This window comes from Acinetobacter lactucae, assembly GCF_001605885.1.
In the GTDB taxonomy this organism is placed as follows: domain Bacteria; phylum Pseudomonadota; class Gammaproteobacteria; order Pseudomonadales; family Moraxellaceae; genus Acinetobacter; species Acinetobacter lactucae.
Genome location: NZ_LRPE01000037.1, coordinates 1 through 24,201 on the forward strand (window position 1 = coordinate 1; position 24,201 = coordinate 24,201).

Annotated in this window: 15 protein-coding genes and 1 pseudogene; 3 read left to right on the forward strand and 13 right to left on the reverse strand. The window is 38.6% G+C overall.

What is annotated here, in order from left to right; translation table 11 throughout:
* Positions 1–56: 56 nt before the first annotated feature.
* The 7 genes and pseudogenes from AWW73_RS14045 to basE form a co-directional block, all read right to left on the reverse strand.
* Positions 57–807: pseudogene (locus AWW73_RS14045) on the reverse strand (4'-phosphopantetheinyl transferase family protein).
* 10 nt (positions 808–817) lie between these two features.
* Positions 818–1,552, reverse strand: a complete 735-nt coding sequence (gene basH, locus AWW73_RS14050; RefSeq protein ID WP_062849956.1) for an acinetobactin biosynthesis thioesterase BasH — start codon at positions 1,550–1,552, stop codon at positions 818–820.
* A gap of 71 nt (positions 1,553–1,623) precedes the next feature.
* Positions 1,624–3,219, reverse strand: coding sequence for an acinetobactin export ABC transporter permease/ATP-binding subunit BarB (gene barB, locus AWW73_RS14055; protein WP_062849957.1), 1,596 nt, complete (start codon positions 3,217–3,219; stop codon positions 1,624–1,626).
* Positions 3,216–4,826 carry an acinetobactin export ABC transporter permease/ATP-binding subunit BarA gene (barA, locus tag AWW73_RS14060; protein ID WP_062849958.1) on the reverse strand — a complete coding sequence of 537 codons (1,611 nt, stop codon included), beginning with the start codon at positions 4,824–4,826 and terminating at the stop codon, positions 3,216–3,218. The genes barB and barA overlap by 4 nt, the downstream gene beginning before the upstream one ends.
* A 245-nt stretch (positions 4,827–5,071) precedes the next feature.
* Positions 5,072–6,223, reverse strand: coding sequence for an acinetobactin biosynthesis histidine decarboxylase BasG (basG, locus tag AWW73_RS14065; protein ID WP_062849959.1), 1,152 nt, complete (start codon positions 6,221–6,223; stop codon positions 5,072–5,074).
* A gap of 117 nt (positions 6,224–6,340) precedes the next feature.
* Complete coding sequence (gene basF / locus AWW73_RS14070) at positions 6,341–7,210, reverse strand: acinetobactin biosynthesis bifunctional isochorismatase/aryl carrier protein BasF (protein WP_062849960.1); 870 nt, start codon at positions 7,208–7,210, stop codon at positions 6,341–6,343.
* Between the two features lie 17 nt (positions 7,211–7,227).
* Positions 7,228–8,856, reverse strand: coding sequence for a (2,3-dihydroxybenzoyl)adenylate synthase BasE (basE, locus tag AWW73_RS14075; protein WP_062849961.1), 1,629 nt, complete (start codon positions 8,854–8,856; stop codon positions 7,228–7,230).
* A gap of 161 nt (positions 8,857–9,017) precedes the next feature.
* Here basE and basD point away from each other — a divergent pair, with 161 nt between their 5' ends.
* Positions 9,018–11,960 carry an acinetobactin non-ribosomal peptide synthetase subunit BasD gene (gene basD / locus AWW73_RS14080; RefSeq protein ID WP_062849962.1) on the forward strand — a complete coding sequence of 981 codons (2,943 nt, stop codon included), beginning with the start codon at positions 9,018–9,020 and terminating at the stop codon, positions 11,958–11,960.
* 47 nt (positions 11,961–12,007) lie between these two features.
* On the forward strand, positions 12,008–13,318 hold the full coding sequence (basC, locus tag AWW73_RS14085) for a putative histamine N-monooxygenase (RefSeq protein ID WP_062849963.1): 1,311 nt from the start codon (positions 12,008–12,010) through the stop codon (positions 13,316–13,318).
* Between the two features lie 64 nt (positions 13,319–13,382).
* On the opposite strand, the gene bauA is transcribed toward basC, so the two are convergent.
* The 5 genes from bauA to bauD all read right to left on the reverse strand — a co-directional run bounded on the left by bauA (position 13,383) and on the right by bauD (position 19,381).
* Complete coding sequence (bauA, locus tag AWW73_RS14090; RefSeq protein WP_155860464.1) at positions 13,383–15,665, reverse strand: TonB-dependent siderophore receptor BauA; 2,283 nt, start codon at positions 15,663–15,665, stop codon at positions 13,383–13,385.
* Between the two features lie 85 nt (positions 15,666–15,750).
* Positions 15,751–16,719: a siderophore-binding periplasmic lipoprotein BauB gene (gene bauB, locus AWW73_RS14095; protein ID WP_062849964.1), complete on the reverse strand. Its 969-nt coding sequence runs from the start codon at positions 16,717–16,719 to the stop codon at positions 15,751–15,753.
* Between the two features lie 6 nt (positions 16,720–16,725).
* The gene (gene bauE / locus AWW73_RS14100; RefSeq protein WP_062849965.1) at positions 16,726–17,496 is read right to left on the reverse strand and encodes a ferric acinetobactin ABC transporter ATP-binding protein BauE; all 771 of its coding nucleotides are present in this window, start codon (positions 17,494–17,496) and stop codon (positions 16,726–16,728) included.
* On the reverse strand, positions 17,493–18,440 hold the full coding sequence (bauC, locus tag AWW73_RS14105; RefSeq protein WP_062849966.1) for a ferric acinetobactin ABC transporter permease subunit BauC: 948 nt from the start codon (positions 18,438–18,440) through the stop codon (positions 17,493–17,495). Before bauC ends, bauE begins: the two co-directional genes overlap by 4 nt.
* Complete coding sequence (gene bauD / locus AWW73_RS14110; protein ID WP_062849967.1) at positions 18,440–19,381, reverse strand: ferric acinetobactin ABC transporter permease subunit BauD; 942 nt, start codon at positions 19,379–19,381, stop codon at positions 18,440–18,442. The genes bauC and bauD overlap by 1 nt, the downstream gene beginning before the upstream one ends.
* A 631-nt stretch (positions 19,382–20,012) precedes the next feature.
* On the opposite strand from bauD, the gene basB reads away from it, so the two are divergent.
* A complete protein-coding gene (basB, locus tag AWW73_RS14115) occupies positions 20,013–22,043 on the forward strand; it encodes an acinetobactin non-ribosomal peptide synthetase subunit BasB (protein ID WP_081409645.1) in 2,031 nt (676 codons plus the stop codon).
* Between the two features lie 70 nt (positions 22,044–22,113).
* Here basB and AWW73_RS14120 read toward each other — a convergent pair whose 3' ends face one another.
* Positions 22,114–23,961: an AMP-binding protein gene (locus tag AWW73_RS14120; RefSeq protein WP_062849969.1), complete on the reverse strand. Its 1,848-nt coding sequence runs from the start codon at positions 23,959–23,961 to the stop codon at positions 22,114–22,116.
* Between the last annotated feature and the right edge of the window lie 240 nt (positions 23,962–24,201).

Consider the following 24,201-nt stretch of genomic DNA (forward strand, 5'->3'; position numbering starts at 1 on the left):
GTATAAAAATACTGAAACACACCTTAATGCAAATGATTATTATTATCAATAAAAATTTATTTTTCAATGCAAGAAATTGTAATTATCTCGTTATTTGTATAAAAAAATTGAACTTTAACTTCTAGATTTATCTCGATTAAACTTTCTTGTCTAAGGTGAAAATAAATAAACATCTAGCTGTTTAAATTTTATACTTTTAAAATCAATAATTTGCTTATATTTCAAATAAATTGCTTTAATGATACTTTCTTTAGCGGAAAATATTACCAAATAAAAATATGCTTGTTTTTTCTGCAGTTTTTCAATTTCTGCTTGTTCGTTTTTATTTAGAAAAACATCATAAAATTCATCTTTCTTTTTAAAAAAAACATAATGTTTTTGAGATTCTATATCGATCCCAAATGTTTTTTCTTTAACCGTGTTATTCCTAGCATATGCGATGGCATGACATGATTTTTTTGATCCAACATGACTAATCCCACCCTTCACTCCTTCTGGCCATAGGGGTTCCCCATGTTTACCTTGATAGATAATAGAATCTTGTAAGTTGAGGCTTTGTAATGCATATTTGGCTGCTAAGCGCCCAGTCAAGAACTCTAATTGACGAATGAAGCGTGAGCTTTTTATATTCGGTGGAAGAAATATATTCAGCTCCTGATATATATGATCAAGTTGAAATATTTCTTTGATTTGGCTGAGCTGGACTTTATGTATCTCTAGCCCGAAAGCTGTTAGCTTTTCATATTGAATATTTATTTCATCCAGATATGAATTAGCCCCTCTACTTAACTGCTTCTCCGTATTCATAGCGTGGACTTTATTCAATATTCACGGTCAATGTTTCAACGATGGCAGCAATGTTCTCAAGCATCTTTAGTCGGGTCTCGGGGTTAAGAAAGTAGAAATGGTCCCCTTCAAACTCAATACTTCCTAACCAATTTTCTGTGTGTTGTTGCCATGCATCCATCATTCTTTTGTTAGGAATATCAGGGTCCTGTTTGCCGTAAAATGCAACAATCGGAACCTTAGTCTTATGAATCTTCTCGCTAAGTAATTGATCACTAAGATAGAAGTCATTACGAATGATTTTGAGAAAGAATGTGAGTGCATCCTGATTGTTTAAAATTTCGTCAGGAAAATTATTGTATCGCTTTAATTCATCAATAATTTTTTCATCAGTTAGCTCATGCTTGTACCGCATATGTTGAATATAGTGATGCTCAGGTCGGCTACTTATAACAATTAATCTCAACTGATCAATTATGGGTTTTTCATTCAAATAATTGAGTACTTTCCAAATCAAGCCACCTCCTACACTATGTCCAAATAAAATAAACGGCGTGTCTGAGTAAGCTTGTATTTCATTGGCAATTTGCATAGCCAATAGATTAGGATCATCAATCAATGGTTCATTTATTTTTATACCATGACCCGAATATTCAATAGGAATAATGCGAATATTGTCAGAGATCTGCTTTTTCCATGGATAATAAATACTCGCGCTACTCCCCGCAGGCGGTAAACAGAACATATTATATTGATGTTTATTCACTTAAGAATTCTCCAAATATTAAGCATTTTTCTTTTATAAAAAATGCTTAAATCAGGTTTCTGCTCTATTTTTTAAACAGAAATTGAAGCTAAATTGATAGTTTGAGTGGGTTGCCAAATGGCTGAATCACGATGCGTGACAAAAATAACCGTACAAGAAAGAGCACGTATCGTTGTAACAATTTCCTGCTCAGTCTCTTCATCCAAGGCAGAGGTTGCTTCATCAAGTATTAAAATCGGCGCATTTTTGAGTAATGCTCGGGCAATTGCGACCCGCTGACGTTCACCACCCGACAATGCGGTGCCTTGTTTACCAACCGATTGATTAATTCCTTCTGAACTACGGTCAATCATTGCCCCTAATGCGGCATCTCTTGCAGCTTTTTCTATTTCATCAGCAGTTGCATCAGGTTTTCCTAAACGGATATTTTCAGCTAGTGTTCCTGTGAACAAAATAGGTTCTTGTGTGACATAAGCGATATTTGAAACCAAATCTTCATATTTCATTTGATCAAGAGCTATGCCACCAAGGGTAATTTTTCCTCTTTGTGGATCATCAAACCGTGTAAGCAATTCAAGTAAAGTACTCTTACCACTACCGCTTGGTCCGGTAACCCATACTCTGCTTCCCAATGCGATGTCGAGAGTCATATTTTCAAGTGCTGGCGCATAGCTAACGCCTTGTACCGAAATATGATGGCCAGTAGGAATTTGGGGATGTAATGGCTCAGGCAACTCAGGTGGATGTGTGATCTGATTAAAGTTGCGCAGTGCAGCAAACAAATCATTAATATGTAACCCTGCAGTAGCGAGTTCACCTAACGGCGCTGCTGCACGCCCAATTAAGACGAGTAATGCCAACACCAAAGCAGCATGATTGACACCAGCGATCACCAGATAAGTTGCCATCCCTGCAATCGGTAAAACACTTGCCAAGGTTGCAATAAAGCTTGCAAATGCAGCAGCACGGTTGATTCGTACTAATGTCTCTTCTTGCTCTTCCCAACGATGTTCCAGCCTTTGAACCGCACGCTCTGGTCCCGCGGCTGTGCGTAATAACTCAACATGATCAACCAATTCCAACGTTGCTTGTGAAGCCGCTAAATCGGCAGTATTACGCTTTTTATCAATATGCATGAGTGCACGTTGTGCTAGGAATTGAGCAAATAAAGAGAGTAAAAGTAAGCCTAAAGCGACAAATGCTACGCCTGCTCCAGCAAGTAGGCCTATTCCTATTGTTAGAAATAAAGGCATAAAAGGCGCATGTAAAAAGGTTTGCAATTGATGAGCAGGGATACTCATAAACCCAGGAATTCCCTGTCCAGCAATTGTCTTAATCTGAGCACGCTGTTCATTGGTAAACCAAGAAAGCTTGGCACGAGCTAAAGATTTACCTAACTCAGCAAATAGGTCGCCTGCTAAACGCACACCAGTAAGGAAGCCAGCACGAGTAACTATTATTGTCACTAATATTGCTGCAATTGCACTGATGAGAACCCAACTTGGAGACCATTGATTGACAATTGCAAATGCCAATACGGTATATGCGATTGCTTCAATTGCTGCAACAATGATCCATCCGATACCAACAATAATTAATTTTTGTTTGGCCGCACGAGGAAGCATCGAAAAAATCTGATCTTTATTTAATTTAGCAGGAGTATTCATAAAGATTTCCCTGAGTCAGTTGGGCCTTTAAGCACTAACCTGTTGTCAGCATGAGCAGCTAAGGCGAGATCATGAGTGACCATGACGATGGTTTTATTCTGGTTTTTAGCTAAGTGGCTTAATTCCAATATTATTTTTGTCGCATTGGTCTGGTCGAGTGCGCTCGTTGGCTCGTCTAATAAAATAATAGGAGCTGAGGATAAAAAAGCACGCGCTATACCTATGCGCTGTTTTTCACCGCCTGAAAGTAAAGTTGCATCTGCATTTAAATCTACTTTTAGTTGGGCCTTGAGTAATGCCTGCTCAAGTTGTTCATCGTTTGCATTAATGGCAGATAAGGACAAGTTTTCTCTTACTGTGGTCGGTAATACATCTCCACCTTGGGGAATAAACAAAACCTTTTCATGTCTTAGCTTTTCATGTAATTGCAAAATATCTGTTTTTGCTAATTGAACGACACCTTCTTGCAATACAGCGAACCCAGCAAGTGCTCGCAGTAAGGTAGTTTTTCCAACTCCACTCGGCCCTGTAATTGCAGTAATTGAATTTTTTGGAAATGAATAACTTAATCGATCCAATACCTTTTGATTTTCAATTACAAAGCTTGCATTAACTATTTCAAGTGTTGCATCTTCCTCAATCTGTTGTAGATTGCCGGATGAGAGTACTGGCTCTTCTAAGAATGCAGATAAACGAGTAGCTGCAGCTCGCCCAGCAGCGACATAATCAAGACCATGCCCTAAACGTAGTGAAGGTGTCACGATGGCCAAACTAAAGAAAAGTGTTGCAGCCAAGGTCATGCTGTCGTATTGATAAGCTACAAAATAGGCTATGGCAAAGGTTGCAACAGCTTGTAGTAGTGCAGTGGCAAAAGCAGCGAGTGTGGCGACTTTACTCACCCAAGACACCATATTTTGAGTGAAATTTTGTGCTGCTTGAGTATAGGCTGTTAAAGCGCCTGATTGTTGCCCATATATTCGGTTATCACGAATGCCGCGCGCATAATCATCAGCAGAACCAATAATATCCATCATGACCTGCATACGCGCAGCGCCATCCCGTTTTGATACATGGGGAACAATAATTAAATAATAGAGTGAAGCAATTGCCCCAGGTAATAATACCCAAAGTGCCATCGGGCCAACCAACACAACTAATAAAACAATAGAAAATAAAGGGATTACAGCAAAAATCGCAATTTCCGACGGTAAATGCGCCACCATATGATGTAAAGTTGCGATATCGTCTGAAACCAGTCGTTTTAAGCTTTGGTCACCCTGTTTTGATAGGGTTGTGTTAGGTAACCGAATTAAATGATGAGCAATTTGACGACGTAATCGTGCCGAAAATCCAGCCTCTGCATCATGCACTAACCATGAAGCCAGTGCTGCCAATGCCGCACCGACTATCCAAAAAACCGCTGAAAAGATTACCCAATAAGAAGATAAATAACCAATCAACTGAATCATGCCCCACAGGGCAGTTAAGATGGCTAAACCTGAAAATACGGCAGCAAACGTACCTGCAAATAATTTAGGAAATGCTGGCTTGAGTGCTGGTGCCAAGGAAGAGTTTGTCATCAGATGAGATAACTTTAAATCAGACATGCTTATCTCTCTTTATATTCATAGAAAAAGCGGTACTTAAAATAAAATCTCGCTTCAATTGACCAGCAAGAATTGCCATTTTCGGCTTTAAAAAAGCATGAATAAGAAAATCATATAAAAAGTATTTTTTTAAAAACTTTAATTGCATCAAAAACTTCCTAACCACCCTATCAAAATATTTTTAGATCATTTTCTAGACTGTAAAAATTAATATGGATTTGTCTAAATCATCTTGGTTGATATGACTAAAAACCAACTGTACGTTTAGAGGCACCTTGTAAATCAAAAATAACGTCGTCAATTAAGCTATCAATCTGACGTGTATCTCGGTGATGTGCCGTAGTAATTAAATGAGCCATATTTCCAGAGGTAGCCAGATAATGCTTTTTCCAGACGTGCTCAGAAGGACACGGAAATACTACAGTGATTGAATTCAGATTCCGCCAAGCAGGAATACCCACTGCCTGAAAACGATCAACCGCGTACTGGGCCATTTTTAGGCAATGTTGAATTCTCTGTCGTCTTTGTAAATTGGTTTGGCTACGTATTGCCGCCCACATCAACAAGACGGTATGACCATTGCGTGAACCACTTATGGTTTGATCACGTGTAGAGATATAGTCCACATCTACAGATATAAGCTCTACATTTTGGCGTTTGGCCACAACAATGCCACACGGAATCGGTGAACCAATCATTTTATGACCAGACACACAAATCGAGTCGATACCATGAGCAAAGGAAAACGCTTGAGGATGATCGACAAAAGGTAAAATCATGCCACTTAAGGCAGCGTCGGCATGAATATAATAATCTCGGCGCATGATTCCGATTTGCGCTAAGCGCTCTTGAATCATTTCAATATCATCAATTGCGCCCGTCATGGTCGTACCAATATTTGCAAAAATAATGGGGTGACTTTCTTTATTGGTTTTTATTTTATGGATTAAGTCCTCATAGTCGATTTCACCATTACCCAATGATTCGATCACACAAGATTTCATCTGCAATAATTTGGCGATTTTCCCAACCGAATAATGCGTATCTTTTGAGTAATATAATGTGGAATCTGGAAATAGCTCACGCGCCAGATAACAACCAAACATATTACCTTCTGTGCCACCATTGGTCACATATCCCCAGCTTTTTTCAAAGGGAATTTGAAAAATTTCAGCAAAATACGCCATCACATCTTTTTCAAAATCAAAAGAATTTAATGCGTAATTACTATAGTCTTTCCAATCACCACAATTATTAATAGAGAATTTGAAAAAACGGAATAAAGCGGAATAATCAAAATCTGCAGATTCAGGATACCCAATATTGAAGTATTGATGTTTTAAACAGTAATTCCAGAATGTCTCTATTTTCTCTTGATCAGCAGGCGATAAAATCATTTTTTGCTCCGTTAATATGACGATTACAAGTCGTCTAAGGAGTCGCTATCAAAGATATAAATTTTATGTATAAATTTAGCGACCAGGATTTGTCGTATGCCTTATGATGGCAACCCTCTACCCTGCAATCCTTTGCCGTGCATCAACCAATGACCACCAATTTGATAAAGTGGGTGTGCGTCCTAATTCTTCAAAACTAATATTGATTCCCTGCGCTTTGAGTTCCGAAGAAAACTGCATAATTCGTAATGAGTCCAATCCATAAAGAATCAGATTTTCTTCTGGATCTAATTCATCTTCTTCAATAAGCTGCTGGACTTTTTGCTCTAGCCAAGGTCGTGTAATGGCTGTTGCCACCTGCCCCACTACAGATTCGGTATCCACGACTTGACCACAACGTGAAGACACATATTTCAAAGCTAAGCGGTGTTCTTCTTCTGAAAAATCGGCAACTGCATCGCCAACCAAAAAGGGTTGTATGTCACTCATAAAGGCTTCAATTGCCGTAACCATACAACCGATATGAGCATAAACACCGCCAATAATGAGCTGATCACGATTCCAGTTTTGCATTCTTTCAAGCAAATCCGAACGTTTAAACGCGCTATAACGCCATTTCGTTAAGACGATGTCATGTTCAGCAGGAGAAAGTTGATCAATAATTTTTTGCTGATCGATTGTTGAGGCTGGCAAACCCGGTCCCCACATCGCATTCAGTAATGCGCGATCTGCCGCTGGCTGCTCATAAGGCTGTGCTGTATAGACAACAGGAACATTGTTCTGATGTGCCCAACTTCTTAGTTGAACTAAATGATTAACAACCGTTTTAATTAATTCACTTTCAGCATCATAAAAATTTAAAAAGTAACGTTGCATATCATGAATTAATAAAACTGCTCGAGAAGAATCTAACTGCCAGTCTGTTTTGTTATTTGGATAACTCTCTCGTTTGGGAATGAGATAAGTAGAAATTTTTGCAATAGCCATATGCTGCTCAATATTTATTAAGATGTTGTAGATGTATTTAAAATGCTGCGAAGTTGTTTTTTGTCGACCTTACCGACAGCAGTCAGTGGCAAACTTTCGATTAATTTGATCTGGTCTGGAAGTTTGTATTGTGCAATGCCCAACTCCATGAGATGGCGTCTGAGCACAACAGCTTTAAGTTCAGGATTGCGAGAGACAATATAGGCACAACTTTTTTCACCGAATTGTTCATCAACAATTGCGACCAAAGCTGCGTGCATAACTTCCGGATGTAGAAGAATAAGTTTTTCTATTTCTTCCGAAGCAATCTTTTCACCACCACGATTAATCTGGTCTTTAATTCTTCCTACTACACGTAAATTGCCATCCGAAGTACGCTGCACGAGATCGCCCGAATAGTAATATTTGTCCTCATCAAAGACCTGTGAATTATGTTCAGGGCTTTGGTAATAACCACAAAAGGTATAAGGTCCCCGAGTCGCAAGCATCCCTATTTCACCTTCTGGGACTTCCCTATACTGCTCATCCACAATTTTAATTTCATCATCAGAACTGATAGGACGCCCTTGTGTCGTAAAGATTTGCTCATCGGAGTCATCAAGTCTGGTGTAATTGACCAAACCTTCAGCCATTCCAAATACTTGTTGTAATTTACAATTGAGGACTTCAGGAACTTGACGGGCTAAAGATTCAGGAAAACTTGCTCCCCCCACTTGAAGCAACTTTAAAGACTGGATTTGATCTTTATATTGAGCTGCTTTTTCTAGCCACATAATGACAGCACTCGGCACTAAAGATGCCATATTGACTTGATGTCTTTGAATAATAGAAAAACAATTGAGCGGTTCAGGATTTGGTGCCATCACAACACATCCACCTGCATGTAAAACACCTAATGCACCAGGTGAACTCAACATAAAGTTATGCGGAGCTGGCAGAGCACACAATAACCGAGTATTCGAATTTAAACCGCAAATCTCGGCACTGGCTCGCACACTATAGTCATAGTCATTATGCGTGCGTGGAATAAGTTTTGGTGTTCCCGTACTTCCACCTGACAACTGAAAGAAAGCAACTTCATCAGCAGGTGTAGATGAAAAATCGACAAAGGTCTCTGCTGGTGTTTCAATCCAGTCTAATAGTCCGAAATCGGTAGCTTGATGATTGAGCATCAAAATAATTTCAGGACTTAAATCTACTTCATGAAGTGAGTCAATAAATTGATTATTGCTAAAGACTTCATGCTGACGCGAACCAATTAAAAGCTTAGGTTTAATCTGTTTAATAAAGGCATTTAGTTCATATTGGCGATGGCTATATAGCGCATTGAGCACAACCACGCCTGCCTTAAGCAAGGCAAAAAAGACAATATAAAACTCCGCAACATTAGGAAGTTGTACTAACGCAGTATCACCCTTGCCCAAGCCTTTTTCAGCTAGTCGAGAAGCTAAATTCGTTGATAGTCGGTCCAGCTCGATATAACTTAACTGACGCTCACCACAAATAATTGCCGGCGAATGCGGATGCGATTGAACCCCTACCGTTAAAATGCGCGTCAAAGGTTGGTCAATCCAATAACCTTTATTTCGATAGTGTTGCGCTCTCTCTGGAGACCAGTGAACAAACTCAATCAACTGTTTTTTCATGACATTCTAAATATTCAATTTAATTTAATGGTTATCAAGCTATTGATTATTCGCAAATTTTCTTACAGCTCGGCATAAATATTTAATTTGAATACCGACAAAAGAAAACTCTTAAGACGGACAAGCTATATATTTAAAGCAAAATTGAAAATGATTAACAAATGCAACTGGTAATCATTTTCATTTGTTTGTATGATGCTGAAACAAGATTAATTTGTCAACCGAGTTATCGTTCAATGTGTGAATTAACTTCGATGCAAGCGGCCTGCTGGTTTGGCCGCTCTGGCAACGCAACTTTAGGTGGGGTTGCTGCCCACCTCTATGCAGAATTTGACGGTCAATTTATTGATCTACAAAAATTACATTTAGCACTTCAACGACTTTATAAAGAACACCCTATTTTGAGATTAAGTTTGAGCGCCGATGGCATCGCAAATATCATGTCTGAGAAGGCTCAACAGATATTAGAAGTCGATGATTTTTCAAAGCTTAGCAATCATCAAATTGAGCAAATGCTCATGCAAAAACGGGAGCAATGGACCCATCAAAAACTTGATTTAAGTCAGGGCCAGACTGCAAGATTTTCTGTAAGTGTTCTTAAAAATAATATTTTCCGTTTTCATGTAGATACGGACATGATTGCTATAGATCCGTCCAGCTTCTTGAATTTAATGGAAGATCTTTCTTTGTTTTATGAAGACCCAGAAATATCATTCTCCCGTCCGCCTAATTTTTTTGACTGGTATCAAAAAATACGGACGGACCCTGACCTAAAAAAATTAAACCAACGAGACCGCTTATGGTGGAAACAACATCTGCCTCATATTAGCCCTGCTCCTTCTCTACCTTTCATTCATCAAGAGTTCAAAACAGCAAAAAGTGATCGTTTAAGTACATGGTTATCGCCGGAAGAACGAAAAGCATTACAACAACTTGCTAGAGAACAACACATTACTGTGACTAACCTAATACTAGGTTTATTTGCCTATACGCTTGGTCATGCAACCAAAGATCACAGCTTCCGATTGAATATTCCTACTTTTTGGCGCGAACCGGTTTTAAAAAATGTCGAAGGCACTATTGGTGATTTTGCTAATTTAGTCATTCTAAATGTCGATATGAAAGAGACAACGACCTTATCCGCATTCTGCAAACAAATAGCAAATCAAATGCTTGAGTTATTAGAGCATTCACATTATTCGGGTGTTAATGTTCTACGTGACCTGTCCCGTTATCATGGTAGTGCACAGATTGCTCCCGTGGTATTTACAGCGGCACTCGATTTAGAAAATGATAATTTACTTTCTGAACGTGTCCGCCGTGTTTTTGGCTCAATGAATTGGGTTATTTCACAAGGGCCACAAGTTGCACTTGATGCACAAGTTGCTCATGTAAATGACGGTATTTTAGTTAATTGGGACATCCGTTTAGATGCTCTACCCAAAGAATGGATCACGAATTTATTTGAATCTTTCATTCATTTACTTAAAAAACTTGCCGCACATCCTGAGCAAATTAATACACAAATTATAAGCCCAGCACAAAATACCTCGTCAGATCGTACGTCTCAAAAACCATTAAATGCATTACAGCAAGCCTACCTATTAGGTCGAACTCAGACCCTTCCTTTAGGTGGTGTTGCCATGCAAGAGTTTAGGCAGTATCACGGCACAATGGATATTGTTTTATTAAGACAACGATTGACAGAAATGGTACGGCGGCATGACAGCTTACGAACCTATATTCATAAAAATAGGTTAAAACAATATGTAAGCGATCAAGTGAGTGTCAATTTAAAAGAAATAGACCTAACGACATGGGAACCTGAACGTGCTTCTCACCACATCCAGTCCTATAAAAATAGTTATACGCATGAGCTATTTGATTTAAATCAGTCGCCTTGGAATATCACCGTATTTTTATTAAAAAATAATCTATTAACGATTTTTGTCCGCTTTGATGCATTAATTTTAGATGGCCGATCTATAGCTTCACTTATGTTAGAGCTATTTGATGGACAACAACATGATATCCAAACGCAAATACAAGAAAATGAAGCTGAAAATAGCTTGTCTGTTCATCAGGCAGATATGGCTTACTGGGAAAGAAAATTTTCTAAATTATCGTCTATTCCAGCGCTTCCGTGGAAAACACCCTTACAGCATTTACCGACTTCACGTTACCGACGTAACAGTCTGGTTATAGAAAAAGCTCAATTTAAACAGTTGTCTAAAATTGGCGCAAAACATTCACTGTTTAAAAATTCAATCATCATGGCGATTATTTTGGAAGTGTTATCTCATTGGAGCACGGACAAATCTCTATGCGTTGCTGTTCCTACACTTCCCCTCTATGGCGGACCATTTTCCAATAGCTCTACGTTTATTGCTGTTGAGTGGAAAACTTCAGATCAATTTGCTGAACAAGCAAACCGTTTGCAGACGGAAGTTTTAGAGGGTTTACAGCATCTTTCATTTTCAGGCGTTGATCTCGCTCGACTATTATTTGAAAAAGTTGGTGTTGCTCCAGTACTACCAATTGTAATTACAAATGGTTTGTCATGGCCTGTATTATCTGAATCTCATCCTATTCAGCAACAAGATGGCCTTACTCAAACACCTCAAGTTGCAATTGATATTCGCTTTAGCACAAGAAATGACGGCGCTTTAATTTTCGATATTGATTATGCCCAAGAAGCATTTCCTTCCCATATGATTGAAGATTTCTTGAATGCACTGCAATTAGCAATCAAGCAAATTATTGGCTCAGAAATATTCAGTTTTGATCTCAGCAATTTTTTCAATGAGCTTCAAAATAAAAGGCCATATTTTAAGAATACTGAGTCCGACCATTCATCTACACCACTTGAAAATAATACCAAACAGCAAAATCAACTACTCGACATTTATCTAGAAGTAATAGGTCACATGCCAAATAAGGAAGTGGACAACTCAACTCATTTTACTCATCTCGGCCTGCGTCCACATCATTTAAAGGTCGTTTCAAAACGTATTAATGAAACATACGCGATTCAGCTTTCACCTGTTCAACTTATTCAATGTCGCAATATTGCTGATGTAGAGAAACTACTAACACCACATTAATTCGTATTTTTAACTTTCATCATTTTGGAAACAGATAAAGTATAAACATGAAAAAAATAGATATTACCGGAATTGGTATTGGGCCATTCAACTTAGGTTTAGCTGCTCTTTTGTCTCATCATCCCGAAATCAAAAGCGTATTTTTAGAACGCAAACCAGAATTTCGATGGCATGAAGGGTTGCTATTGCAAGGCACGACATTACAAGTTCCTTTCTTTGCCGACTTGGTTACTATGGCCAATCCTTGCCATCCATTAGGCTATATTAATTATTTACATCAACATGATCGTTTACATCAGTTTTATTATTACGACAGTTTTTTAATTCCACGCCGTGAATATGACCATTATTGCCGTTGGGCTTCAAAACAATTACCAGATTGTCAATTTGGAGAAAACGTAAGTCATGTGGAATATGACGCCAAACTCGATAAATTTATTATAGAAAGTGAATCAGCCTCGGGCGAAAAACAAAAATATATAAGCCAAAATCTGGCGATTGGTATTGGGACTAAACCTCGAATTCCTACATGGCTAGAAACATGCAAGCACCCTTTGGTAAAACATTCTGCGGAGTTTGCAAAAATTCAGGAACAACTCAAACAATGTAAACAGGTCACGGTTATTGGCTCGGGCCAGAGTGCAGCAGAATGTGTACTTGCTTTATTTAATTCACTTACACCAGAACAAGTAAAAGCAGGTGCATCTATTCGCTGGATCACACGTTCAGCTGGCTTTCACCCAATGGAATATTCTAAGCTTGGACAAGAATGTTTTACCCCTGCATATATGCAATATTTCCAAAGCCTGCCTAGAGATAAACGTCGTGATATTGCTGCTAGTCAGGGCCTGATCTATAAAGGAATTAGTTTCTCAACCATTGGTGATATATATGATGTACTTTATGAGCGTTCAGTGGCGGGTGAGAAATCTGGTTTAAGTCTATACACAAGCTGCGAAGTTGAATCGGTTGAAGAACTTGCATCGGGTTCTCTTCGTTTAACCTGTTTGCACACCCAACTCGATCAACGTTGCGAATTAGAAACTGATGCCCTTGTCGCGGCTACAGGCTATGTTCATGATTGGCCAGAATGGTTCCAAAATATGAAAGGTTCTATTTTAACTGTTGATGATAAAAATGATTGTATTGTTCAAGAAGACTTTACGGCTTTACGTTGTGATCAGGGACAAGGTCGAATTTTTATTCAAAATGCTGAGATTTTTCAGCAAGGTGTAGGTTCTCCTGACCTAGGCATCGGAGCAACCCGAAACTCAGTGATTATTAATCAATTACTGGGGCGTAATGCTTATCGAATTCCTAAACAGTCTTCTTTCCAGCATTATGGTTTGCCAGAATAAAATATGAATATCATAAAAAACCCGCGATTGCGGGTTTTTTTATTCGGTTGAAGATTACAACAAATTAAAAGTCATATGATACAGATAGCATATACGTTCTTGGCGCGCCTAAAGCCAAATTCGATAGTTTAGGCATTCCCCAATAGGCTTTATTCGTCAAGTTATTGATATCTGCTCTAAAAGTAATAGGATGATTTGAGATTGAAGTTTTATATCGTGCACCGACATCGATCAGCGTACGACCAGGAATATGCAATGTATTTTCTTGATCGATATACTGTTTCGAAACTGCGGTTGCATTGCTAGATAAAGTTAAAACGCCTTGTGCAACTTCACTATCCCATTCAACACCTAATTTCCCTTGTGTTTTAGGGACACCTACGGCCATATTTCCTTCATTGCTTTGGATGGCTGTTTTAGTCACTTCAGGTTCAATATAAGATGCACCGCCCATCAAACGTACATTTTCAATTGGTGAGCCAAAGAAACTCCATTCAATCCCTCGATTACGTTGCTCTCCCCCAGACGTATATATATTAGTTACTAAATCAGTGTAAGCACTTGGTTTTTTGATTTCAAACAATGACAAGGTATGCGCAAATGTACCTTGATCAAACTTCACCCCAAATTCTGTTTGCTTTGTTTTGTAAGGTGCAAATATTGTTGGATAGTTTGCCGCAGTAAGGGGGGCTGCATCACCTTTGGTTAAGCCCTCGATATAGTTTGCATAAATCGAAACTTTATCTGTCGCTTTAAATAGAATTGCGGCGCCTGGTGTCGTTGCATTCTTTTTATACTTAGTCAAAGTCAATGTCGGCACAAATAAATTACTACTTTCTACCTCTTGATAACGCACACCTAAAGTTAACTGTAAGCGATCTTCAATAAAAGATAGGGTATCTGCCAAACCGTAACTATTTAATTGCAATTCAGAATTAGATATTAGAGGCGCATTAAAAGGGACAGCTTTCCCCCAAATTGGATCATAAAGATTAGTCGACCATTCAGCTCCTGCCACATTTCTTACCCCATAATCATCTTGATTATGTTTGTAATATGTCGCATTGACTACCCATTGATGTCCTACTGCTCCGGTATTAAATTTTCCTTTCAGCCCTACATCTGCCGACTTTTTTTCAACATTAAATGCCAGTTGACCAATATTTGTTTGGAGGGTTCCATTGTTATCTAAAACTGTTGCTGACATCGCACCATTATATTTATATTCTGTTTTACTTTGTCCATAGGTTGCGTACCCCATCACGTTATTGGTCAGATCATATTCACCGCTTATCATGGCGCCCTTATCTTTAATGTCCACAAAAGACCAATCTGGATTGAGTAAAGTCTCAGGTTTAGGTGGTTTCGGAATCGCGATATTTTTTCCGAGGTTGATGCCTCGTGTTACGCCATCCACTCGATCTTTGGATGTGTAAAGATCTGTCGAAACACGTGCACGATCACCATGCCAATCCATTCCTAATGAAAATAACTCAGTTTTCAAATCCTGTTTTTCTACTGGTCCAGAGCCATCCCGATATACCGCATTTGCTCGCACACCGAATTCTTTGTCCGCACCAAATCGTCGTCCAAGATCTAAATGCCCACCAAACTGAGAGTCAGACATATATGTCGTAGTCAAACGTGTTAATGGTTCATCCGTTGCACGTTTGGTAGTGAGGTCAACTGTCCCACCAATGGAACCTGTTGGTGGCATTCCATTGAGTAATGCAGAAGGACCTTTAAGTACATTTATTTTTTCAAACATTTCAGGTGAAGTTCGATAATAAGGGGTTATACCAAACAATCCATTCATAGACATATCACTCGGGCTCGACTCAAAGCCACGAATATAATAGTTTTCACTCCAGCCACCACTTGCCGCATTGGTGAACACGGATGGATCTGTTTTCGCAATCACACTTGTTATATCTTTTGCCTGTTTATCGGCGATATATGTATCCGTGTACGCAATGGTATTAAACGGGGTTTCCATAACGGTTTTATTACCTAAAAAGCCAACTGAGCTTTTTGATGAAACCTGCCCACCTGCATAAGTATCATTTTGTTCAGCTTTTACGGTAATTGCTGGTAAAGCTGCTACATTTGTTTGAGTAGTTTGTTGTTCTAGAGTTTTTGCTGAGTTATCAATAACAGCAGCATAGGTATTTGATGCACATAAAACAAATACAGTGCCTAATGCATAGCCTAATCGAAGGGCCATTTGTGCAGATGCAATACCATTTAATACAAAAGAACGGTGATTAATTCTTTGATCATTCCCACTTTTAAAATTACGGTTATCGCTAACGTTGTTCATTGAAAGACCTTTAATGTTGTGATTCATTTTTTATTGACTATCTGCTTAAAATTCATAGCAAAATAGTGAAAATTTATGCTGTAAAATTTGACTAAGTGATGTGCCTAAAAATTTATTGATAGCCTTTTTTCACATCTTCCATCACTATTTTGAGTGAGGTTGGGCTTGCAGCCGTGGTGTACCACGCATCTGCATCGACAAAAATGACACGACCGTTTTTCCATGCTTTGGTTTGACGTAATAATGGATTTTCAACACTGGCGGCATTAATGTTTGAGCGATGTTCCATCACAGCAGTTCGGTCCACGATATAGAGAATATCGGGATCGGCTTTTTTGATGAATTCACTCGAAATAGGTTGCCCATGTAGACTTGTATCCACCACACCACTTGCAGGCTTTACTCCAAAAGCATTAAAAATAAAGCCATAGCGTGACTGAATACCAAAATTACTAAATGCCCCATTGTTATGAAGAACGACTAACGCTCTTTCTGGGCGATTGGCCGTTACGGCTTGTACTTGCTTCACCTGTTCATCGAGTTCAAAAACTTTCTGGCGGGCTAAATCTTCTTTATTAAATATTTTTCCTAAGGTCATCATATGATCTTTAACCAGACCAATATGATTACTCTCGCTATTGTTGAAGTTAATATCGTAATGAATGGTCGGGGCAATTTTTGACAGTTCCTGATACTGATTAACGTGTAATGGCGTCATCAAAATCAGGTCTGGTTTTAATGCATATATCCGCTCCATATTGGGCTGTACAATTGCACCCAAATCCTGAATTTGTGCATCTTTTTTATATTTTTCCAAAAAGTGTGGAACATAATCTTTTGGCATTCCCATAATCGGGACATTGAGTTGATCTAAAAAGTCAGCTTCATTCATATCAAGTACGGCAACGCGTTGCGGTAGATGATCTATCACCGTAGTTCCAAGCGCATGTTTTACCGTAATCGGTTCTGCTAGCTTCTGAGAAGCCTGAGTGGTATCTGCAACTTTTTGATCACATGCTTGTAGAGTGACAGCTGCCGCTATGATGAGGGCGACTCCCCCATACTTTTTCTTCCAGTTCATATGTTTTCAAGCTCCAGATGAGTTGAAGTAATTACACATACAGCCACGCTCACTGTATGTAATTTCAAAATCAAGCTCGTACAGATCATTTAATTGCGCCTCTGTAATCACTTGTTCCGTTAACCCACTGAAATGAAGCTTGCCGTTCTTGAGCGCGACAATATGGTCCGAATAATTCGTGGCAAAATTGATGTCATGAATGACTAAAATCACAGTGCGCCCTTGTTCATCACATAAGCGCCTGAGTGCACGCATAATTTGAACGGCATGTTTCATATCAAGGTTATTTAAGGGTTCATCTAACAAAAGTACGTCTGTTTGCTGTGCGATCGTCATCGCCAAAAAGGCCATCTGCCTTTGACCACCACTAATTTCATCTATGTAAGATTTGCGCAGTGGCTCTAAAGAAAGAAACTCAATAGCCTCATCAATCACCTGACGATCTTGCTCGGTTAAAACACCACGGCTATAGGGAAAGCGTCCAAATGAAACCAGCTCTTCAACGGTTAAGCGCAAATTAAAGCCAGGTGCTTGACGTAAAGTCGCGACATGCTTGGCGTAAACAGCGGTTTTAATATCCGCAATATTTTGATGATTAAGAAAAATCTCGCCTTTATCCGGCTCAATTAAACGTGCCATCATCATGAGCAAAGTCGATTTTCCGGCTCCATTTGGACCAATGAGTGACGTCACCTGACCTGTAGGAAATTCAACATTTACGTCAGTCAGTATTGGCTTATTTCCATATGACTTATTGATATTCTTGACATGAATCATGCAACACCTCGGGTACGAACCGTCAGCGCAAGGAAATAAATGCCACATACCAGATTGACCAAAATGCTGACGGTCGTTTTGTAATTAAAAACGTGCTCAACTAAAATTTGAGCAGCAATAAATATGGCAATCGTGATGGCACAACCCATGGGCAGCGTTAATTTATGCTTATAACTTCTTGCTAGTGCATAAGTAATATTTGCAATGAATACGCCCATAAATACTGTCGGGCCAATGAGACTGGTAGATACCGCAACCAAAATAGCGATTAGGGCTAAATAGAAACTGACATAACGGTGATGATGAATGCCTAATGAAATTGCTTGCTCACGTCCTAAAACCAGAACATCCAGAACAGGGAGCGCTTTTCTACCGAGGAATAGAACAATGACTACGGCTAAGCTGGCATACAATAAAGTTTCTGGTTGAGAGCGATTAAACGAAGCATAGCTAAGGCCTTGGAAAACAGAAAATTCACCCGGATTAATTTTGAGTTGAATAAATTGAGTAACCGTCCCGACGACCATCGTAAGGACTAACCCTAAAAGCAACAGGAGAAAGACATCATTTCTGCCATATGGTAATAACCACTTATGGATTACCCACGAATAAAGCAACATTAAAACGATAGAGATAAAGAAATTACCATTTACCCCTAACTGGCTTAATCCATGCGTTCCCCAAAAGAACAACAATAAAACTTGCCATAAGAGATAAATCGCTTCATAGCCCATAATGGAGGGAGTCAAAATGCGATTACCAACCAATGTCTGAAAAACAATCGAGGAAAAAGCAACGCAAATACCGGCTATAACAATCGTGGCAAGACGCAGAAGTCGGTTAGGAATGACGTAATCAAAATCTAACCCTGAGTTTAAAAATAAAAAACCTACAGCTAGACCAATGACAATCAGATAAATCATCCATAGCTTTGTAATACGCATTATTTGAACTCCCTCAAAATGAGGATGAGGAAAATAATTCCCCCCACACCACCTGCGGTAAGTCCAATTGGCACTTCAAATGGATAAATAATTGAACGACCAAGAATGTCGCAAATCAGTAATAGAGACGCCCCACCCAAAGCCACAATAGGCAAGGTTTTAGCTAAGTTTTCTCCGTATTTCAGTGCGACTAAATTGGGGACCACGAGTCCGACAAAAGGAATAGCGCCAACAGTAATTACTGTGGTTGAAACTGTAATGGCAACCAGTATTAAACCAATCGCGGCTATAGCTGCATAACTAAGTCCCAAGCTAGAGGCCATCTCTTCACCCATACCAATCACGGTAAAGCGGTGTGCAAAAAGATAAGTCAGGACAACAATCGGGAAAATAATGTAAATAACTTCATAGTGGCCTTGGACAATTTTTGAAAAATCCCCTAAAAGCCACCCTTGCATACTTTGTAAAATATTAAAGCGATAGGCATAAAACTCAGCTAAGGCACTCAGTACACTGCCGTACATCAAACCAATAACTGGTACTAAAACCGTATTTCTAAAACGGATCCGACGAATAATAGCGATATAAATTAAGCTGGCAATAAAACAAAAAATGATCGCAAATATCATCTTACTCAGCGTGCTGGTTACTGGAACTAAAGTTAATGACACTAAAATTCCCAGTTTGGCAGCATCTAAACCGCCCGAAGTTTCCGGTTCAACAAACTTGTTACGCACAATGTGCTGCAAGATGACACCACATACTGCCAGCCCAATACCGGTGAGCACAATGGTAATTAAACGAGGGATACGGCTGGCTGTAAGAGTGAGCCAACTCTCATGAGAAAAAGAAAATAAGGTAGGCCACTGTATTTGCTCAGCTCCGAGCAATAATGAACAAATACATAAAATGATAAAAATACAGAATAAGCCAAATCGCATCAGTGGCGTGCCCCACTTGAGCGTAATAAAGCCGATGCAAATTGAAAATTTAGTCCCATCAACCCAAAGCGAGGGAAAATTTGTTCAACATTTGATGGGCTTATTAACCTTTCATGATTGAATATTCTCATGAAAATTCCTCAATTTTATCGAGACAACAGAATCAGTTCCTTTTAAATAGGCAAAATCACAGCCCTATTCCGAGGAGCGTTTTTTTCATCTTTAAATTATTTTTGCCCAACCAATTTCGAATTAAATAAATATTAATCAATCACTTATTATTTATTTTCTATTTTAAAAATTCGTCATTCTCAATTGGTACTATCTACTTGCAAATAATAATCTTGATGTAAATGAGAATCAATTATAGTATGTTTAAAGGTAAAATGTAACCCTACTGTTACATCAGTACAGTTCATGTGGACATCAACTCATTAGAAAAAGGTCAATTTTTGCAAACAAGCGAATCTAAAACATTATGAATTCTATGAAATTTAATCTAATGTAAAAAATTTGCGAAATAAAAATTGATGAAAATAGCCATTTGATAAACCAGGATTCATTTATGTTGGAACAATTTTCCAAATCGCCCTCTCTCCTTTCAGTTACTGATTACGAAGAACATATCTGGATGTTGCAATTACAACAGCCTGAACAAGTTAACCGACGTTTTAATCTGTGGAAACTTAATCAAGGTTTAGACATTCAACTACTCATTAAAGCAATTCAAGACATCATTAAAACTACACCTGACTTAAATGTTCGCTATACATTTAGTGACGAAGGTGATTTATACAAGTATCCATTTGATGATCATTCAGCTTGCCTAGAAATAAAAAAGAGCAATACAGAACACGTATTTGAACAGGTAAATACCTTAAAAGCGCAAGCATGGAATGCAGAATTTCATCCCCCTTTTTTTACAAGTCTCATAGAAACAGAGCAAGACTATTTTCTTATTTTAGCGCTACACCCGATTCTTGATGAAAGTTATCAAAAGTCAGATTTCATTCAGGCTATACAAAATCGTTATCAACAAAACTCACCACATAATATGCCATTGGTACTGACGGAAATTGATATCTCAAATCATCTAGATACAAGTTTCGCAAAAGCGTCAGAACAATCTAACCAAAACTATGTGTCAGAAATTATTTTAGAAGAGTTTCGAAATACGCTCGCTGAACCAGAAATGAGTCAACATGATGACTTTTTTGATTTTGGTGGCCATTCACTATTAGCAACGCGAATTATTGGAAACCTACTCAATAAACACGGAATTGAGATTCAATTTAATGATTTCTTTAAATCTCCATCTGCGGCTGACTTAGCCCAATATGCTTTCGTTAAATCTGCAAAAACCGAAAAAACCACCTTACAAAGTGTCGATCAAGCCCCGCTTACTTTAGCTCAAGATTTCCTGTGGCAAGCTTATTCCGCGTTCGATTTTAGCCCAATTTATAACTTACCATTTGCCGTAGAATTCCTTGAAGAAATTAATGAAGATGTTTTCTTTCAGGCATTTACAGATATTGTGGAGCGCCATGCAGGTTTACGCACAATTTTTAATAGCGCCAATGGTCAAACCTATCAACAGGTGGTTCCTACGTCTGAACTTAAACAATTCAAATGGTTTTGGAACAGTGCCGAAAGTCACGATGCAACGCTTGTCAGTGAAGCTTCATATAAATTTGATTTAACCCGTGAGCTTCCCTTAAGAATTCGTTTAATTCGAAATGCTAAAGGTCGCCAAACTTTATCGTTTTTAGTTCACCACATGGTGATTGATGAATGGTCATTAAATACGATTATGGCTGACCTTGCGCATGCTTATCTTGCTCGATCAAATGCTCAAGCTCCAAACTGGAAGGCACCTGCCCAATCTATTCTTGATTTTTCTTTACTCCAGCAAAAGCAAGGTATCAATCAAGACCATCTAAATTATTGGACTAACCTGCTAAGAGGAGCAACCAAAGGACTAAACCTTCCTGTTTCGGAACATGAATTAAATACTGAAAAGGAAAAACCACAAGTCCAATGGCTCGAACTTAAATTTGCACCGGAAATGTATGAAAAGCTTCTCGCATTTTCGAGACAACATAGCTCTTCTATTTTCGCGGTTCTCTATACTGCTATCGCCCATGCATTACAGCAACAAGGCGATTTAAAAGATATTGTGATTGGTACTTCTGCTTCTGGACGAACTGATCCTGAGTTTTTTGATACGGTGGGTTACTTTACGACCATGGTTGCGCATCGCACACAGTTTAGCCCTTCAGATTCATTCCAATCATTGCTCCATAATATCAGCACAATGATTAATACCTCGATGGCCTATGCAGATATTCCAATCAACCATATTCAAAATGCATTAGGAATGAGCGCTGATGAAGGATTGTTATTTGATGTGTTTGTTCATATCCATTCAAATAACGCTTTAAACGGCGTGCTCAAAACACCTCAGGGACAAGACCTTCCTTATCGTCAGATTTTGCCGGAACGTGATGAATCGATGTTCGGATTACATTTTGAAATTATGGAAAATGTGATTGATGGACAACATCAGTTAAGCATGATCATTACCTATCAAGCCCACCGCTTCCCGACAGCAACAGTGGAGAGTATCTGTGAAAAAATTAAGGCAACCTTAGCTCAAATCTAGTTGCCCTAAAACCAACCATGTGCTTAAAAGCAAACAACTCCATTCTGCTTTTAAGCACCTTTCAATTTTTCTATTTTATTTGCTGCTCTACTTTATTCACCACATCCTGAATTGTTTTGCAGCTAATGAGTGTATAAAAATCAATTTCTGTATTGAGCTTTTCAGAGAGTTTCTGAGCAATACTCATGAGTTGTTTCGGACGAATGCCTATCGCTAATATTTCACTTCTATAAAAAATATCCATTTTTTCAGCTTGGCTGTCAGCTATGCATTCACGGAAAACCGATAAAACCGAATCTCCTACCTCAGCGATTGATGACAGTGTTTTAGAGGAGTTCGCAGACAACGTAGAAGATACATAAATTTTCCCCTGAGCGATTTCTTGCACAGCTTTACGATCAATTTTTCCATTTCGGGTCAAAGGTATGGTTTCGATGACCAAATATTTCGAAGGAATATGTGAACTTGGCAAATGCACTTTTAAAAAGTTCTTTAATTCAGGGCTATTTAAGCGAGTAGTTTTGTATTTATTTTCTAAGGTGTAAACGGCGACTAACTCTTGAGTTTCAGTCGTTGGATGTACACAACTGACCACCACACAGTTATGGATATACGGGTTCTTCGTTAAAGCATTTTCAACCTCGGCCGCAGAGATTCTCACGCCTTTTATCTTTAAATAACCTTCCTCACGTCCAGCAAAAATAATATTTCCATCTTCCCTAAAATATCCTTGATCACTCATGCGAAAAGCAGTTTGAGTTTCATTTTCGCTCACTTGAATATCAACGAAATCTTTATAATAAATTTCCCCATCAAGTAAATAACCATTTGATAAATTCAGGCCGGTCATATACATCGTACCGACCTCGCCCATTTGGCAAGGCTTCATATTTTCATCCAAAATAAAATAACGGTTATTTTCTAAAGCTTTTCCATACGGAATAATTTCCTGATCCTGCTCATTTATTTCATGCCATATACTCCAAATTGTGGTCTCGGTAGGTCCACCTAATGAAAATAAACGAGCATTAGGCAATTGTTCTCTTAACTTTGCTATAAGTGAAGGTTTGATATAGTCGCCACCTTGGGCAATTAAACGCAAAGACTGTAATTGTTCTTTTTGAACTACGCTGAACAACATATCGACAATGGCAGGCACACTGCTCCAAAGCGTAACCTTGTAACGATCTACTAAATTGGCCCAGACAACAGCATTTTTACTTTGCTCAAAGGATGGAACCACCAAAGTTGCGCCCACTGCCATTGAAGCAAATACATCAAATACCGACATATCATGATGAAACGGGGTTACCGCCATAATCACATCGTCCGCAGTAATTCCCCATTCCGAGATCGTTTGTTGTAGCGTGTTTTCTGTGGCCTGATTATTTAAGACCACACATTTCGGAGTTCCTGTACTTCCCGAAGTATATAAATAATATGCCGGAAGTCGGCTCATTTCGGCATTAAAGCTCGGTTCATACTCAGTTATAGCCGATAAAATTTCGTTAATATTTAGGTTTTGAACACCTGCAATGGATGAGTCACTCACCACAACATCTGCCCGACTATTCGTCAATAAATAGTTCAGTCTCGACAGTGGTGAATCCATATCTACAGGTAGCCAAATGATGCCCGTAAGCGCACATGCCAAAGCTGTATAAATATGCTCAGGACTTTTTCTCAGGCAAATTGCAACCACTGACCCTGTCGCTAAGTCTTGCTTTTTTAGCGCATACATGACTTTGGCAACCTGAGCCCCTACCTCAGCATAACTAATGCTACGGTCTTCAAAAACAAGTGCTGTTCGATTGGAATTTTGATCAAAAATATTTTCATAAATTTGCTTTAAGAAATTTTCTACGTTGTTATTTTTATCATTCATTTGCCCTAAATTTTGACTCAAATCTTTTAGCATTTATCTTGGTCCTCACCCTATTCTTTATGCAATACCACCCAACCTACTATTCAAAACAAAGTTATAAAAATGTCGTCTTTATCGCTGTTTGTTCGAATAATAGATATCCCAGCACAATAATATAAATGATAATCATTTACAAATACTATTAAGAGAAATATCAATTTTCTCCTTTTAAAAGTCATTTATAAAAAATGATAAATATCAAGATAATAAGATATTTTTTGACAGTAATTTTAA